Origin of the sequence: Microbacterium meiriae (assembly GCF_040685015.1) — a bacterium.
Taxonomy (GTDB): domain Bacteria; phylum Actinomycetota; class Actinomycetes; order Actinomycetales; family Microbacteriaceae; genus Microbacterium; species Microbacterium meiriae.
Genome location: NZ_JBFBHD010000002.1, coordinates 1,419,167 through 1,434,826, shown reverse-complemented (window position 1 = coordinate 1,434,826; position 15,660 = coordinate 1,419,167). Strand labels below are relative to the sequence as shown.

Sequence of the window (15,660 nt, the reverse complement as noted above, 5' to 3'; positions counted from 1 at the left end):
GGGCCGGGGGTGGAGCCCTGTGCCAGAATCGACGTACCCCGCTCGACTTTCCCTGCGGCCCGGTGATGAAGGCACCGAGCTCGCACCGCCGAATCCCCCCGGCAGGGAATCTCCCCAAGGAGAGCTGTACATGGCTGAGGTCCCCCCTCGCATCCTCGTCGTCGACGACGACCACGACGTCGCCCTGCTCGTCAAGACCGTCCTGGAACGGCGTGCAGGCTGCGTCGTCGATCTCGCGGACGACGGCCGATCGGCGCTCGAGAAGGCCGCGGCGGTGAAACCCGACGTCGTCGTGACCGACATCGAGATGCCGGGGCTCAGCGGCCTGGAGCTGCTCGCGGAACTGCGGCGCCTCATGCCGACCGTGCCGGTCGTCGTGATGACCGCGCACGTCTCGGTCGAGTACGCCGTGTCGGCGCTCCGGGCGCAGGCCGACGAGTTCCTCACCAAGCCGCTCGACAACGCCCGACTCGTGGAGTCGGTCGCCCGGCTCGTCGAGGAGTCCCGGCGCCGGAAGGCGGAGGCGAAGACCGGCGAGGTCGTCCTCGCGATCGGGGCGCACCCGGACGACGTCGAGATCGGCGTCGGCGGCATCCTCGCGGCGCACGCGGCCGCCGGCGATCAGATCACGATCCTCACGCTCTCCCGCGGAGCGCGCGGCGGTGACGCGGACAGTCGCCAGCATGAGTCGCTCGCCGCGGCCGAGCAGGTGGGGGCGCGCCTGTTCGTCAAAGACCTCATCGACACCGAGATCTCGGGCGGAGGATCGACCGTCCGCCTCATCGAGGAGGTCGTGCAGGAGATCCAGCCGACCATCGTCTACACGCACTCGCACCACGACCGCCACCAGGATCACCGCGCGGTGAACGAGGCGACGATCGTCGCGACCCGCCGCGTCGGCACGGTCGCCTGCTACCAGAGCCCTTCCGCGACCATCGACTACCGGCCCACGCGCTTCGTCCGCATCGACCGCTTCCTGGATGACAAGCTGCGGCTGCTGGAGTGCTTCCAGTCCCAGACCGCGGCGAACCGGGAGTATCTCGCGCCGGAGTTCGTCACCGCCACCGCACGCTACTGGTCGCGGTTCGGCGGCGGCGAGGCGGTCGAGCCGCTGGAGGTCGTGCGCGAGACCGCCGAGTTCATCGGCGCCCATGAACTGAGTCGACGGGAGAGCTGATGACGAAGCGCGTACTGGTCACCGGAGCCGGAGGCCCCGCCGGCGTCGCCGTGATCCGCTCCCTGCTGCGACGGCCCGATCTGACGGTCTTCGCGGCCGACATGGACGGATGGGCGAGCGGCATCTACCTCGTGCCACCGGCGCAACGCCGTCTGGTTCCCCCGGGGCGTGACGAGGACTTCGTGCCGGCGATCGCGCGGATGGTCGCGGAGGACGGTCTCGACCTCGTGATCTCGACCGTCGACGTGGAGCTGATCGCCCTCGCGGACCGCCGCGACGAGCTGGCCCCCGCGGTCCTCGCCGCGCCGCCCGCCGACACGCTGCACACGGCCCTCGACAAGCTCGCCCTCGCGGAGCGCTGCGCGCCGACCGGTCGCGTGCCGCGCACCGTGCTCGCCGGGCCGGATGCCGCGGAAGTCGCGTGGGAGTTCCCGGTGTTCGCCAAGCCCCGCCAGGGTGCGGGCAGTCGCGGTGTGCGCCTCGTCCCGGACGCCGAGGCGCTCGCCGCCCTCCCCACCGATGAGGGGCTGATCGTGCAGGACTTCCTCCCGGGCGAGGAGTACTCGGTCGATGTGATCGCCGACGCGTCCGGCGGTGTGGTCGCGGCGGTCCCGCGCACCCGCGCCCGTGTGGACTCGGGGGTCGCCATCGCCGGTCGCACCCTCCGCGATCCCGAGCTCGAGGAGACCGCCGCCGCCATCGCGCGGGCGATCGGCCTCGTGGGCGTCGCCAACGTGCAGCTCCGTCGCGACCGGGACGGGCGGGCCGTGCTGCTCGAGGTCAACCCGCGCTTCCCCGGGGCGCTCCCGCTGACGATCGCCGCCGGAGTCGACATCCCGTCGCTCGTCGCCGACCTCTTCCTCGGCCGGGAGATCCCGGTGCAGGTGCCCTTCCGCGAGGTCGCATCGGTGCGCTTCCTGGAGGACGTGATCGTCGAGGTCGACGACGTGCTCGTGTCGGCGCACGCCGGTCACCAGGAGGAACTGTGAGCCATCCCGCCCTGCGCGGAGACCACCACGTCCACTCCACGTTCTCCGATGACGCGGTCTCCACGCTGGAGGAGAACGTCGCCGCCGCTGCGGCCGTCGGTCTCGAGACGGTCCGCCTCGTCGACCACGTACGGCAGAGCACGACCTGGGTGCCGGAGTACCTCGCCGCGGTCCGTCGGCTGCGCGTTCCGGACGGACTCACGGTGCTCACGGGCGTCGAGGCGAAGATCCTCGACGCCTCGGGGGAACTCGACATCCCGGTGCTGCCTGAGGGCATCGACCGGATCCTCATCGCCGACCATCAGTTCCCCGGCGTGGACGGGCCGCTCGGTCCCACCGCCGTCCGCGAGCGCATCGCCGCGGGGTGGGCGCCGGTCGACGTCCTCGACCAGTTCACGGACGCGGTCATCGCGACCATGCGACGCCATCCGGGCAACCAGCTCGCGCACTGCTTCTCGATCCTGCCGAAGATCGGTCTCGCGGAGGAGGAGCTCGGAGCCGAGCGCCTCGAGGCCTGGGCTCGCGCCGCCGCGGAGACGGATACCCTCGTCGAGGTCAACGAGAAGTGGGTGTGCCCCGGCGCGGAGGCGCTGACCGCGCTGGAGCGCGCGGGTGCCGGGATCGTCGCGTCCACCGACAGCCACGTGGCCGCAGACGTCGGCCGGTACTCCCGCATCCTCCCGCTGCTCGACGGGACGGAAGGACGCTGATGCCCGAGCTGACCTGGATCGAGACGGTCGTCGTCGTCATCCTCCTCCTCTGCGTGCTGATCGGCACGCTCCCGGTCGTCAACACCGGGCTGCAGTTCCTCATGCTGCCGCTGCACGCCTTCCGCAATCACTACGGCAAGGCCGCGCCGTACCACCCGAACGTGGCCGTGGTCATCCCGGCGTGGAACGAGGGCCTGGTCATCGGCCCCGCGATCGAGCGGCTGCTCCAGCTCGAGTACCCCGCCGAGCGCCTCCGCGTCTTCGTCGTCGACGACGCATCCACGGACGACACCCCGGCGATCGTGCAGCAGAAGGCGGCGACCTACCCGGGACGGGTCGTGCACCTGCGGCGCGAGAAGGGTGGCGAGGGCAAGGCGCACACGCTGAACCACGGCCTCGACGTCGTGCTCGCCGACCCGTGGACCGAAGCGGTGCTCATCATGGACGCCGACGTGATCTTCGCGCGGGACTCCCTGCGCAAGCTCACCCGGCACCTCGCGGACGAAGAGGTCGGGGCCGTCACGGCCTACATCGCGGAGGGCAGTAGGGACCGCAACTACCTCACCCGGTTCATCGCGATCGAGTACGTCATCGGCCAGCTCTCGGCACGGCGCACGCAGAACGTCGGGGGAGCGATCGCCTGCCTCGCCGGGGGCGCCCAGCTGCATTCCCGCGCGAACCTCGAGGCGATCGGCGGTCGCATCCCGACGGGCACGCTCGCCGAGGACACCATGACGACCTTCGAGAGTCAGCTCCACGGCCGCCGGATGGTGTTCGAGCCGCACGCCGTGGTGCTCGCCGAGGAGCCGCGGACGATCGACAGTCTCTGGAAGCAGCGGCTGCGCTGGGCGCGCGGCAACGTGCAGCTCACCTCGATCTACAAGAAGCTCTGGTTCCGTCCGAGTCGCGACCACAACCTGGGCAGCATCCCCTTCGGGCTGGCCTGGTTCACGATCCTGCTGATGCCGGCGCTCCTGCTCCTCGCCGCCACCGCGATGATCGTCCTCCTGCTCCTGCACAGCGACGTCGCGGAGTTCGTGTTCCGGTTCATGTGGATCGCCGCGGCGGCCATCTACATCTTCTCGATGCTCTACTCCGTCCAGCTCGATCCGCGCATCGGGCGGCAGTCCTGGCGCGAGGCGATCATGTTCCCGGGGCTCGGGGCGCTGATCCTCATGGCCCTGGCGCTGTTCCCCTGGGCCCTGGACGGCCTGATCGGCGCGGCCGGGCAGGAGTCGACGGAGCAGACGCGTGTGCTGTGGCTGCTGGCGTTCGCCCTCTGGGGGCCGGTGTCGATGCTCGGCATCTGGCTCGCGCGGGCGGTCGAGCCGCTTCCGGCCGGACGCTTCTTCGCGGGCCTGCTGCTCTACGTCTGCGGCTACGGATCACTGCTGTGCGCGATCACCGCCGACTCGTACCTCAAGGAGTGGCGTCGCGCGGATGCCTCCTGGATCAAGACCGAGAAGATCGGACGGGTCGACTCATGACCGACGCACCATCGCACGACGCCGAGGTGGAGGAGATCGCGGCCGACGCCCGGAAGGAGCGCCGCCTCATCCCGCAGGCGCTCATCTCCCTCGCCGTCGTGGTCGTGATCGTCGTCGTCCGAGAGATGCTCCTGCGATGACCGGACGGCCGCTCGCCCTGGTCGTCGAGGACGCTCCGGATCAGGCGACCCTCCTGGGGCGGTACCTCGATCGGGAGGGCTTCGACGTGTTCGTCGCGCCCGATGCGGAGTCTGCCATCGCCGCCTTCCCGGACATCGACCCCCAGGTCGCCGTCCTGGACCTGCTGCTCCCCGGCATCTCCGGTCAGGCGTGCTGCCGGCTGATCCACGAACGCTACCCGGAGTGCTTCCTCATCGTCAGCTCGGTGCTGGACGTCGCGGAGTATCCACCGGCTGACGCCGCGCTGCCGAAGCCCATCACGGGGGCGGACCTGCATCGGGCCGTGGAGCGGGTGCCGCGATGAGGGCCACGCCGCTGGAGCGTGCCGAGAACCGCTGGTACCGGGTCGTCGACAACCCGAGCCCGATCGTCAAGCAGGTCCCGACTCTCGTCGCCGCCGCGATCGCGGGCGTGATGACCTGGGCCATCCCCAGCCTGCCGTTCACCGATGTGGCCCTCGCGCTGACCGGCCTCGCGGTCGTGCTCGTCGCGACGCTCCACGCCGGGGTGCTCAGCGCGCTGCACATCCGCGAGGGCTGGATCGTGCTGCTGGTGCCGATGGTCGACATCCTGGGACTGGGCCTCTTCCGTGCAGGGACGGGAGGCGCGGCCTCGCTCTTCGGATCGCTCGTGCTGCTCCCGGTGATCTGGATCGCGGCGGCGCCGGGGATCCGCTGGGTCTTCGTCGTCGGCGCGTTCACGTCGTTCGCGCTGCTGATCCCCTACGTCGTCGAACCGCCGACGAACGCGGTGGTGTGGCTCCGCGGCGTCGTCGGTCCGCTCGTCTTCGCGGCCGTCGCGGCCGTGGTGAACGAGCTCTCCCGGCAGCAGCGGCTGCGGGTGCAGCAGGCGGAGGAACTGGTCACGGAGCGGACCAAGGCGCTGTCCGAGAACGTCTCGATGATCGTGCAGCTTCGTCAGAAGGAGCACGAGTACCGCGTGCTGCTCGACTCGTTCGAGGGCCTGTGGGCGTCGATCACCGCGCAGGCCGTGATCGGCACCGATCGCGAGGGGCGCGTCACGGCGTGGAACCCCGGGGCCGTCCGCCTGCTCGGGCTCTCCCACGATGAGGCTCTCGACGACGTGCGCGTCGACCGCTTCTTCTCGCCGTCGGCGCTGAAGATGCTCGCCGAGGACACCGCGTCGCGCGAAGACGTCTCGGGGGTGCCGGCGGGGCAGGGCGGGGCGCCCGACCGCGCAGGAGTGCCGGACGGGCTCCGCGAGCTCTTCGCCCACGCGGACGCCGGCCATACCGTCGACGGCGACATCGAGGTGAGGACCGCGGGTGGCACGACGGTGCCGGCGCGGGTGACCGTCACCCCGCACAAGGATCCGTCCGGCGCGCAGCAGGGCTACCTGTTCGTGCTCACGGACGAGACCAGAGCCGTCGAGGTCGCGCGCATGAAGGACGAGTTCGTGGGGATGATCTCCCATGAGCTCCGGACGCCGCTGAGTGCGATCATCGGCTTCCTCGACCTGTTGCAGAACGACCCCGGTCAGCCCCTGACCGAGGACCAGCAGGAGTTCGTCGGCATCATCGAGCGCAACGCGAAGCGCCTGCTGAACCTCGTCGGCGATCTGCTCTTCACGGCGCAGGTGGAATCGGGGCGCTTTCCCCTGGAGCGGGACGAGGCCGACATCGCGGACCTCGTGCGCTCGGCGGTCGCCTCGGCGGGGCCGCATGCGCAGCGCGAGGGGATCGAACTGGAGCTGCAGGTCGGTGACGAGCCGATCCCGCTGCTGGTCGATCCCGGACGCCTCGGGCAGGCGGTGGACAACCTCCTCTCGAACGCCATCAAGTTCACCCCGCGCGGGGGGCGAGTGACGGCCGCCGTGCGTCGCCTCGACGGCGGGGTGCAGGTCGCCATCGCCGACACCGGGGTCGGGATCCCGCAGGACGAGCAGCGCATGCTCTTCACCCGGTTCTTCCGCGCCTCGACGGCCACGCGCAACGCCGTCCCGGGGGTGGGGCTGGGTCTCACGATCACGCGCGCGATCGTGCTGGCCCACGGCGGATCGATGGACGTGACCAGCGAGGAGGGCGTGGGCACCGAGTTCCGGTTCGTGCTCCCGGCGGCTCCCAAGACCGAGGTGCTGCAGACCCTCAGTCGCGCGGACTGACACATCGGTGGGGGAGCGGTACGGTGGGCGTCATGACCGCCACCTTCACTGCTTCGCTGGATGACCACGGGCACCTGGTCATTCCCGGCGAGTTGCGCGCGCGGCAGCGTTGGAACGAGGGCGTCACTCTGCTGATGATCGAGGAGGACCGCGGCGGCGTCGTCCTCCTCGCACGGGAGCAGGCGCGGACACTTGTCCGTGCGCAGCTCACCGGTGCCAGTCTGGCGAACGCGCTCCACGATGAGCGTCGAGCGGCCGCAGCGCAGGAAGACGCGGCTTGACGGGCCCGGAAGGCTCGTCCCGGTGGTCGCGAAGCCGCGCGGACTGATAGCCTGGTCGGCTCGCTGTCCGCGGGCGGAAGGACGGCCACGCCCGTGGGGTACATCGACGCATCCGGGATCTCACTGACGCTTCCCGACGGCAGACCGCTTCTCGACGAGGTGTCGTTCCGGGTCGGGGCGGGCTCGACCAGCGCTCTGATCGGGCCGAACGGGGCGGGGAAGACGACGCTGCTGCGGATCATCCGCGGCGAGCAGCCGGCCGACGACGGGGTGGTGACCATCGACGGCGGACTCGGCGTCATGGACCAGTTCGTCGGGCACGGCGAGCCGGGCCAGACCGTGCACGAGCTGCTCGTGCGGGTGGCCCCCACGCGTCTCCGTGCGGCGGCGGAGGCGCTGGAGGCCGCGGAGAACGCGCTCATCGACCGCGACGAGCACGACACCCAGATGGCCTACGCCTCCGCCATCGCCGAGTACGCGGACGCCGGCGGATACGAGCACGAGACCGTGTGGGATCAGTGCACCGTGGCAGCGCTCGGCGTGCCGTTCGAGCGGGCACGGTACCGCGAGCTCACCTCCCTCTCCGGCGGAGAGCAGAAACGGCTCGCCCTGGAGGCGCTGCTCCGTGGCCCCGATGAGGTGCTCCTGCTCGACGAGCCGGACAACTACCTCGACGTGCCGACCAAGCGGTGGCTCGAGGAGCGGCTGCGCGCCACGGACAAGACCGTGCTGCTGGTGTCGCACGACCGCGAGCTCCTCGCCAGAGCCGCCGATCGGCTGATCACGCTGGAACCCGGTGCGGCGGGGTCGACCGCCTGGGTGCACGGCGGGAGCTTCGCGACCTACCATCAGGCGCGCGCCGATCGGATGGACCGGCTCGACGAGCTGCGCCGGCGGTGGGACGAGCAGCATGAGAAGCTCCGCATCCTGGTGGCGAACCTCAAGGTCAAGGCGTCCGCGAACGACGGCTTCGCGTCCCGGTATCAGGCGGCGCAGACGCGACTGCGGAAGTTCGAGGAGGCGGGCCCGCCCGAGGAGCGGCCCCCGGCGCAGGAGTTCGACATGCGCCTCCGCGGGGCCAGGACCGGGAAGCGGGCGGTCGTGGCTGACCGACTCGAGCTGACCGGTCTCATGCGGCCCTTCGACACCGAGATCTGGTACGGCGACCGGGTGGGCGTGCTCGGGTCGAACGGCTCAGGCAAATCGCACTTCCTGCGACTGCTGGCCCGCGGTGGCACCGACCCGGATCCGTCCCTGGGACATGTGACCGCGGTCGCGGAGGACCTCCGCCCCGTCGAGCACTCCGGACGCGCGGTGCTGGGCGCCCGCGTGGTGCCGGGGCTCTTCGCGCAGACCCACGCGCACCCGGAGTTCGTCGGCCGCACGCTGCTGGAGATCCTGCATCGGGGGGACGACCTCCGCGACGGCATGCCCCGGGACGCGGCGAGCTCGGCCCTGGACAGGTACGGCCTCGTCCGCCAGGCCCAGCAGGCGTTCGAGTCGCTCTCCGGCGGACAGCAGGCGCGGTTCCAGGTGCTCCTGCTCGAGTTGTCCGGCGCGACCCTCCTCCTCCTCGACGAGCCCACCGACAACCTCGACCTGGAGTCGGCCGAGGCGCTGGAGGAGGCGCTCGGACGCTTCGAGGGCACCGTGGTCGCGGTCACCCACGACCGATGGTTCGCTCGCTCCTTCGACCGGTTCCTCGTGTTCGGCACGGACGGCGAGGTCTACGAATCCGACGAGCCGGTCTGGGACGAGCGGCGGGTGGCGCGTGCGCGCTGACCGCCGCAGAGGCCGCCGGGCGGCGGGTAGGCTGGACGGGTGACCATGGAGATCGAGCTCGGCCGAGGAAAGCGCGCGCGTCGCGCGTACACGTTCGACGACATCGCGGTGGTGCCCTCGCGGCGCACGCGGAACCCCGAGGACGTGTCCACCGCATGGACGATCGACGCCTTCGGCTTCGAGATCCCGGTGCTCGGGGCGCCGATGGACTCGGTCGTCAGCCCGCGCACCGCGATCATGCTCGGGCAGCTCGGCGGCCTGGGGGTGCTCGACCTCGAGGGGCTCTGGACCCGGTACGAGGACCCGGAGCCGCTCCTCGCCGAGATCGCCGGCCTCGCGGAGGACCGCGCGACCGTGCGCATGCAGGAGCTCTACTCGGAGCCCATCAAGCCCGAGCTCATCACCCGCCGACTCGCCGAGATCCGCGAAGCCGGCGTCACCGTCGCCGGCTCCCTCACCCCGCAGCGCACGCAGGAGTTCTACGACACCGTCGCCGCGGCCGGCGTCGACCTGTTCGTCATCCGGGGCACGACCGTCTCCGCCGAGCACGTGTCGAGCGTGGCCGAGCCGCTGAACCTCAAGAAGTTCATCTACGACCTCGACGTGCCGGTGATCGTGGGCGGAGCCGCGACCTACACGGCGGCCCTGCACCTCATGCGCACCGGTGCCGCCGGCGTGCTCGTGGGCTTCGGCGGCGGCGCGGCGTCCACCACCCGGGCCACCCTCGGCATCCACGCGCCCATGGCCACCGCGGTGTCCGATGTGGCCGCGGCTCGCCGTGACTACCTCGACGAGTCCGGCGGGCGCTATGTCCACGTGATCGCCGACGGCGGCGTCGGCACCTCCGGCGACATCGTGAAGGCGCTCGCCATGGGCGCAGACGCCGTCATGCTCGGGGTCGCCCTGGCTCGCGCGACGGACGCTCCCGGCCAGGGATTCCACTGGGGCCCCGAGGCGCACCACCCGAAGCTGCCCCGCGGACGACGCGTCGAGGTCGGCGGGATCGGCACGCTGGAGGAGATCCTCTACGGTCCGGCGCCGGTCGCCGACGGCACCGCGAACCTCATCGGCGCGCTGCGCAAGTCGATGGCCACCACCGGGTACTCCGATCTCAAGGAGTTCCAGCGGGTGGAGGTCGTGCTGGCCCCGTACGAGGCCTGAGGTCTCCGCATCACCGTGACCGCACCTGCCCCCTTCCCGCCGACCCTTCGTGAGGTCATGCTGCGGGGACGCTGGATCGCGATGCTGCTGCTGTGCCTCGTCGTCGCCGGGGTGTTCGCCTGGCTCGGCCAATGGCAGCTGGAGCGGGCGATCGAGACAGATCCACCGGCGCCGGGGGCGACCGAGCAGGTCCGGCCGCTGGACGAGGTCGTGCAGCCGGGGGAGTACCTCCCCGAGCCCCTCGTCGGGCAGCGCGTGGAGACGGAGGGCGTCTGGGTCCCCGGGGACTTCCTCGTCGTGGGCAGCCGCTTCAACGACGGCGCCGAGGGGTACTGGGTCACCGGACAGCTCCGGGTCGACGAGCGCGTCTCGCTGGCGGTCGCCATCGGCTGGGCGCCGGATCGCGAGGCCGCCGACGCCGCCGTGGAGCGTCTGGAAGCCGAGGCGGACGGCGGCGTGGTCGAGGTCGCCGGTCGCGTCATCTCGGATGAGGGTCCGTCGGTGCCTCCGCGCTCCGATCCGGAGCAGATGGACCGGATGTCCCCGGCCGCTCTGTTGAGCCGCTGGCACGACATCGAGCAGCTCGACGTCTACCGTCCGTATCTCGCCTCCACGACCGCCACGGCAGGGCTCGACGACATCGCCTCGCCCGCGCCGGAGGAGCAGTCCCCGGTCAACTGGCTCAACGTCTTCTATGCCGCCGAGTGGGTCATCTTCGCGGGCTTCGCGTTCTACCTCTGGTACCGCCTGGCGAAGGACGCCTGGGAGCGCGAGGTGGAGGAGTTCGAGGACGCCGAGGGGTCAGCGGCCGTCTGACGACCACTGCGCATCCGCGCGACGGGCGCTGCGCTTCTGCGCGTCCAGACGGCTCCGTGTGAACCTTCGTCAGGGGGCGTCGCGGCCATTCGGTGAGCGCTGGATGACCAATGGGAAAACTCCGTTGAGGATGTCCGAACCGCTCCGTATGCTCGCTCCATGTGCGCACGCTGGGAGTTCCCGATGTGTGCGATGACAGCGTCCTGAGCAGCGCCGGAACACGATCGAGGAGACAGCACCGATGATGTCCGCTCCTGAGCACGGGGAGACCCTGACCCCCGTCTCGCACCGCAGAATCCGAGGGCGCGTGGGCGCTCTCGCCGCGACGTGCGTCGCCGCCCTGAGCCTCGGCTCGCTGGTGGCCGCGCCCGCATCGGCGAACACCGAGGGCACCGGGGTGGTGATCAACGAGGCCTATCTGTCCGGCGGCAGCGCCGGGGCGGCGTTCACGAACAAGTTCGTGGAGCTCTACAACCCGACGACGGCGCCCGTCACGCTCGACGGCATGTCCCTGCAGTACCGCTCCGCGGCCGGGACCGGCGCCTTCAACGGCGTCGCACCGCTGAAGGGGACGATCCCGGCGGGCGGCTACTTCCTCGTGCAGGCGAACAGCAACGGCACCAACGGCGCCGCGCTGCCCACTCCCGACGCCACCACGACGCTGAGCCCGAGCGGCACCAACGGCACCCTGGCGCTCGTCGAGGGCACCGCGGCGGTGACCCTCACCCCCGGCTCGACCGTCGGCGTGGACGGGGTGATCGACCTCCTCGGCTACGGCACCTCGAACACCTTCGAGACGGCGGCGGCCACCGCCCCCACCAGCAACACCGACGTCCGGTCGCTGAATCGCACGGACGGTGCGGACGCGGACGACAACAAGGCCGACTTCGCACTGTCGGCGACCATCACCCCGCAGAACTCCGGCGGCACGGATCCCGGCACCGACCCGGGCGAGGAGCCGGGGACGGAGCCGAAGGCCGCCACCATCGCGGAGGTCCAGGGCACCGGCGACGTCTCGCCGCTCGCCGGACAGCGCGTCCGCGTCGAGGGCGTCGTCACGGCGGACCACCGGACCGGCGGCTACAAGGGCATCGTGATCCAGACGCAGGGCTCGGGCGGCGAGACCGACGCGACCCCGGGCGCCTCGGACGGCGTGTTCGTGTTCCTGAACGCGCTCGCGCCCACGCTCGAGATCGGCGACCTCGTCTCGGTGGCCGGCACGGTGAGCGAGTACTACGGTCAGACCCAGATCGCCCCTGCCGCGGTCGCGGACGTCTCGGTGGTCACGGCCGGCGTGGGCGTGCCCGCGCTCACGCCGCTCCCCGACACCGTGCGCGGTGCCGACCGCGAGCAGTACGAGAACATGTACGTCGCCCCGACCGGCACGTACCGGCTCGCGTCGAGCCACCAGCTCTACAACTACGGGGCGCTGTGGCTGAACGCCGGCGACGACCTCAACGTCAAGAGCACCGAGACCACGCGTCCCGGGGCCGACGCCGCCGCCATCGCGGCCGAGAACCGCGCCAACCGCATCCTGCTCGACGACGCCTGGTCCATCCAGGTGACCAACAACGGCCACCCGGGCCAGCAGCCGTACTTCACGGAGGACACGGTGGTCCGCAACGGCGACACCGTCGACTTCGGGTCCAACGGCTACGTGCTCCAGTGGGGCTTCGACGACTGGCGTCTGCAGCCGGTGGTCCCGATCGACGACGCCTCCCCCGCGGAGCGCAAGGTCACCTTCGAGGCGACGAACCCGCGCCCCGCGGAGGCCCCGGAGGTGGGCGGTGATGCGCAGGTGGCGTCGTTCAACGTCTACAACTACTTCACGACGCTGAAGAGCGAGGACGCCGACGCCCGCGGCGCGGCGAACGCGGCCCAGTTCGCGATCCAGAAGTCCAAGATCGTCTCGGCCATCAACGGCCTCGACGCGGAGATCGTGGCGCTGATGGAGATCGAGAACTCGGTCAAGCTGGGCAAGCCCGTCGACACCGCCCTCAAGGACCTCGTCGCCGGCCTCAACGCCGACGCGGGCTCCGACGTGTGGGACTACGTGCGCACCCCCGAGGCTCTGCAGGACCCGGCGACCACGGACTACATCACCAACGCGATCATCTTCAAGAAGGACGCCGTGAGCACGGTGGGCGACAGCGCCACCGTCACCGACGAGTCCGTGTGGGGCAACGCCCGCGAGCCGATCGCCCAGGCGTTCGACATCGACGGCCGCGTCGTCACCGTCGTCGCCAACCACCTGAAGTCGAAGTCCCCGCCGCAGGGCGCCGGGGCCGAGCCCGCCGACGGTCAGGGATTCTTCAACGCCGACCGGGTGAAGCAGGCGCAGGCCGTCCTCGACTTCACCGACGAGCTGGCCGAGAGCAGCGGCAGCAGCGACATGCTGCTGATCGGCGACTTCAACGCCTACGGGCAGGAAGACCCGATCGACGTCTTCACCTCGCAGGGGTGGAGCGACGTCGCCGCCGACAAGGCCGCAGGTCAGTACACCTACACGTTCGACGGCGAGCTCGGCTCGCTCGACCACGTGATCGCCTCGCCCTCGCTCGTCCCGTCGATCACGGGCGCCGGTGTGTGGGGAATCAACTCCCCCGAGTGGAGCGACCGCGGCTATGCGTTCGGCGCCGCCGAGGAGGGCACCCCCTACCGGTCCAGCGATCACGACCCGATCCTCGTCGGCGTCTCCTCGGAGATCCCGCCGGTGAGCATCGACGTGGTGACGGTGAACGACTTCCACGGCCGTATCGAGGCTGACGGGGCGGCGGCGGGAGCTGCCGTGCTCGCCGGCGCGGTGCAGCAGTTCCGTGCGGCGAACCCGAACACGATCTTCGCCGGAGCCGGCGACCTGATCGGGGCGTCGACGTTCACCTCGTTCATCAACGACGACAACCCCACGATCGACGCGCTCAACGCCGCCGGTCTGGACGTGAGCGCGGCGGGCAACCACGAGTTCGACCAGGGCTGGGAAGACCTGCGCGACCGGGTGCAGGAGCGCGCGGACTGGGAGTACATCTCCTCGAACGTCTTCCTCACCGAGACCGGTGAGCCCGCGTTGGCCCCGGCCTGGGTCAAGGAGCTCGACGGCGTGCGCGTCGGATTCGTGGGCGCCGTCACGGAAGACCTCGACTCGCTCGTCTCGCCCGAGGGCATCGCTGATCTCGAGGTGCGCAGCATCGTCGACTCCGTGAACGCCGTGGCCGACGACCTGCGCGACGGGGACCCCGCCAACGGCGAGGCGGACGTGGTGATCCTGCTCGTGCACGAAGGCGCGGAGAGCACCGCGCTGTCCGCGATCACCGAGGACTCGCCGCTGGGCGAGATCGTCTACGGGGTCGACGACGACGTGGACGCGATCGTCTCGGCGCACACGCACCTCGCCTACAACCACGTCATCGATGGCCGGCCGGTCGTCTCGGCGGGGCAGTACGGCGAGAACCTCGGCCTCATGAACATCCAGGTCGACCCGAAGACGAAGGAGCTGCTCTCGATCACCAACGAGATCAAGCCCCTCACGGCTGCGGGCAAGCCGCTGTACCCGGCGGTGCCGGAGGTGCAGGCGATCGTCGACAAGGCGAAGGCGGAGGCCGACGTGCTGGGCGCCGTGAAGGTCGGCGACATCACCGCCGACTTCAACCGTGCGCGGCAGACCAACGGCTCGGAGAACCGCGGTGGCGAGTCCACCATCGGCAACTTCGTCGCCGACGTGCAGAAGTGGTCCACGGGTGCGGACATCGCTCTTATGAACCCGGGCGGCATCCGTGCCAACCTGACCTACGCGTCGAGCAACGCCGACGATCCGAACGGCAACGTCACCTACCGGGAGGCGGCGACCGTCCAGCCGTTCGCCAACACGCTGGTCACGCTGACCCTCACCGGCACGCAGCTGAAGGGCGTGCTGGAGGAGCAGTGGCAGCCGGCCGGATCGGCGCGACCGTTCCTCAAGCTCGGCGTCTCCGAGGGGCTGGTCTACACCTACGACCCGACGGCGGCCGCGGGTTCGCGGATCACCTCGATCACGCTGAACGGCACTGCGATCGACCCGAACGGGGAGTACACGGTGGCGGCGAACTCCTTCCTCGCTGCGGGCGGCGACAACTTCGCCACCTTCAAGGAGGGCGCGGGCAAGCGGGACACCGGCAAGATCGACCTGCAGTCCATGGTCGACTGGTTCGACGCGAACAAGACGGCCTCGCCCGACCTCGCCCAGCGTGCGGTCGGCGTGACGGTCAGCCCGGCAGACGCCGACGGCTACCGCGCGGGCGACCAGGTGACCGTCTCCCTCTCCTCGCTGGCCTTCAGCGGGGGCGAGGCGGCTCCGGGAGCCGTCACCCTGTCGCTCGGTGACACGCAGCTCGCGGCTGGCACGATCGACCCGACCATCGTGGACACCACGGACGAGGGCGGGCGCGCCACCCTCACCTTCACGGTGCCGTCCGGGGTGTTCGGCGAGCAGCAGCTCACGGTCGAGGTCCCGGCGACGGGCACCACGGTGCAGGTGCCGTTCACGATCGCCGGCGAGGAGGAGTTCGCGGGGACCATCGCGCTCGGCTCCTCGAAGGTGGCCGCGGGCAAGAAGCTCGCGATCACCGGCGAGGGCTACCAACCCGGCGAGACCGTGACGGTGGAGCTCCGCCCGAAGAAGGGCCAGGGCGTCGAGGTCGGCACGGTGCAGGTCCGTCAGGACGGCACGTTCAGCACCTCGGTGACGGTGCCGAAGAACGCCCAGCCCGGGAAGTACACCGTCGCGGTGGCGCAGGCGGACGGGGACGAGGCTACGGCCACCGTGACCGTCAACCGGGCCGGCGGTATCGGCGGGATCATCAAGGACATCGTCGACTGGCTGTGGGACCTCCTGACCGGATGGTTCTGACGCCGATCGGCGGATGACGTGGCGGAGGCCGTCGGGGCGACCCGGCGGCCTCCGTCGTTTCCGCGGGGTCGGGG

The 15,660-nt window shown here is 70.8% G+C and carries 12 protein-coding genes; all 12 read left to right on the top strand.

Annotated features, from left to right (window positions below):
* Positions 1–130: 130 nt before the first annotated feature.
* The 12 genes from AB0N68_RS15290 (at position 131) to AB0N68_RS15235 (ending at position 15,586) form a co-directional block, all read left to right on the top strand.
* Positions 131–1,177: a response regulator gene (locus AB0N68_RS15290; RefSeq protein WP_259954244.1), complete on the top strand. Its 1,047-nt coding sequence runs from the start codon at positions 131–133 to the stop codon at positions 1,175–1,177.
* Complete coding sequence (locus tag AB0N68_RS15285) at positions 1,177–2,166, top strand: ATP-grasp domain-containing protein (protein ID WP_187663431.1); 990 nt, start codon at positions 1,177–1,179, stop codon at positions 2,164–2,166. Before AB0N68_RS15290 ends, AB0N68_RS15285 begins: the two co-directional genes overlap by 1 nt.
* Positions 2,163–2,876 carry a PHP domain-containing protein gene (locus AB0N68_RS15280; protein ID WP_268777188.1) on the top strand — a complete coding sequence of 238 codons (714 nt, stop codon included), beginning with the start codon at positions 2,163–2,165 and terminating at the stop codon, positions 2,874–2,876. The genes AB0N68_RS15285 and AB0N68_RS15280 overlap by 4 nt, the downstream gene beginning before the upstream one ends.
* Positions 2,876–4,363 carry a glycosyltransferase family 2 protein gene (locus AB0N68_RS15275; protein ID WP_268777187.1) on the top strand — a complete coding sequence of 496 codons (1,488 nt, stop codon included), beginning with the start codon at positions 2,876–2,878 and terminating at the stop codon, positions 4,361–4,363. Before AB0N68_RS15280 ends, AB0N68_RS15275 begins: the two co-directional genes overlap by 1 nt.
* Entirely contained in the window at positions 4,360–4,503 is a 144-nt protein-coding gene (locus AB0N68_RS15270) for a hypothetical protein (RefSeq protein WP_259954247.1), read from the top strand. The genes AB0N68_RS15275 and AB0N68_RS15270 overlap by 4 nt, the downstream gene beginning before the upstream one ends.
* Positions 4,500–4,847, top strand: coding sequence for a response regulator (locus AB0N68_RS15265; protein ID WP_025103741.1), 348 nt, complete (start codon positions 4,500–4,502; stop codon positions 4,845–4,847). Before AB0N68_RS15270 ends, AB0N68_RS15265 begins: the two co-directional genes overlap by 4 nt.
* Positions 4,844–6,664 carry a sensor histidine kinase gene (locus tag AB0N68_RS15260; protein WP_187663435.1) on the top strand — a complete coding sequence of 607 codons (1,821 nt, stop codon included), beginning with the start codon at positions 4,844–4,846 and terminating at the stop codon, positions 6,662–6,664. The genes AB0N68_RS15265 and AB0N68_RS15260 overlap by 4 nt, the downstream gene beginning before the upstream one ends.
* A gap of 32 nt (positions 6,665–6,696) precedes the next feature.
* On the top strand, positions 6,697–6,945 hold the full coding sequence (locus tag AB0N68_RS15255; RefSeq protein WP_259954249.1) for an AbrB/MazE/SpoVT family DNA-binding domain-containing protein: 249 nt from the start codon (positions 6,697–6,699) through the stop codon (positions 6,943–6,945).
* 93 nt (positions 6,946–7,038) lie between these two features.
* Positions 7,039–8,727: an ABC-F family ATP-binding cassette domain-containing protein gene (locus AB0N68_RS15250; RefSeq protein WP_268777185.1), complete on the top strand. Its 1,689-nt coding sequence runs from the start codon at positions 7,039–7,041 to the stop codon at positions 8,725–8,727.
* 45 nt (positions 8,728–8,772) lie between these two features.
* Positions 8,773–9,888 (top strand): GuaB3 family IMP dehydrogenase-related protein, encoded by a 1,116-nt coding sequence (locus tag AB0N68_RS15245; protein WP_025103746.1) that lies wholly within the window; start codon positions 8,773–8,775, stop codon positions 9,886–9,888.
* A gap of 57 nt (positions 9,889–9,945) precedes the next feature.
* Entirely contained in the window at positions 9,946–10,704 is a 759-nt protein-coding gene (locus AB0N68_RS15240; protein ID WP_187664106.1) for an SURF1 family protein, read from the top strand.
* Between the two features lie 241 nt (positions 10,705–10,945).
* A complete protein-coding gene (locus tag AB0N68_RS15235; protein WP_313362765.1) occupies positions 10,946–15,586 on the top strand; it encodes an ExeM/NucH family extracellular endonuclease in 4,641 nt (1,546 codons plus the stop codon).
* Positions 15,587–15,660 lie beyond the last annotated feature (74 nt).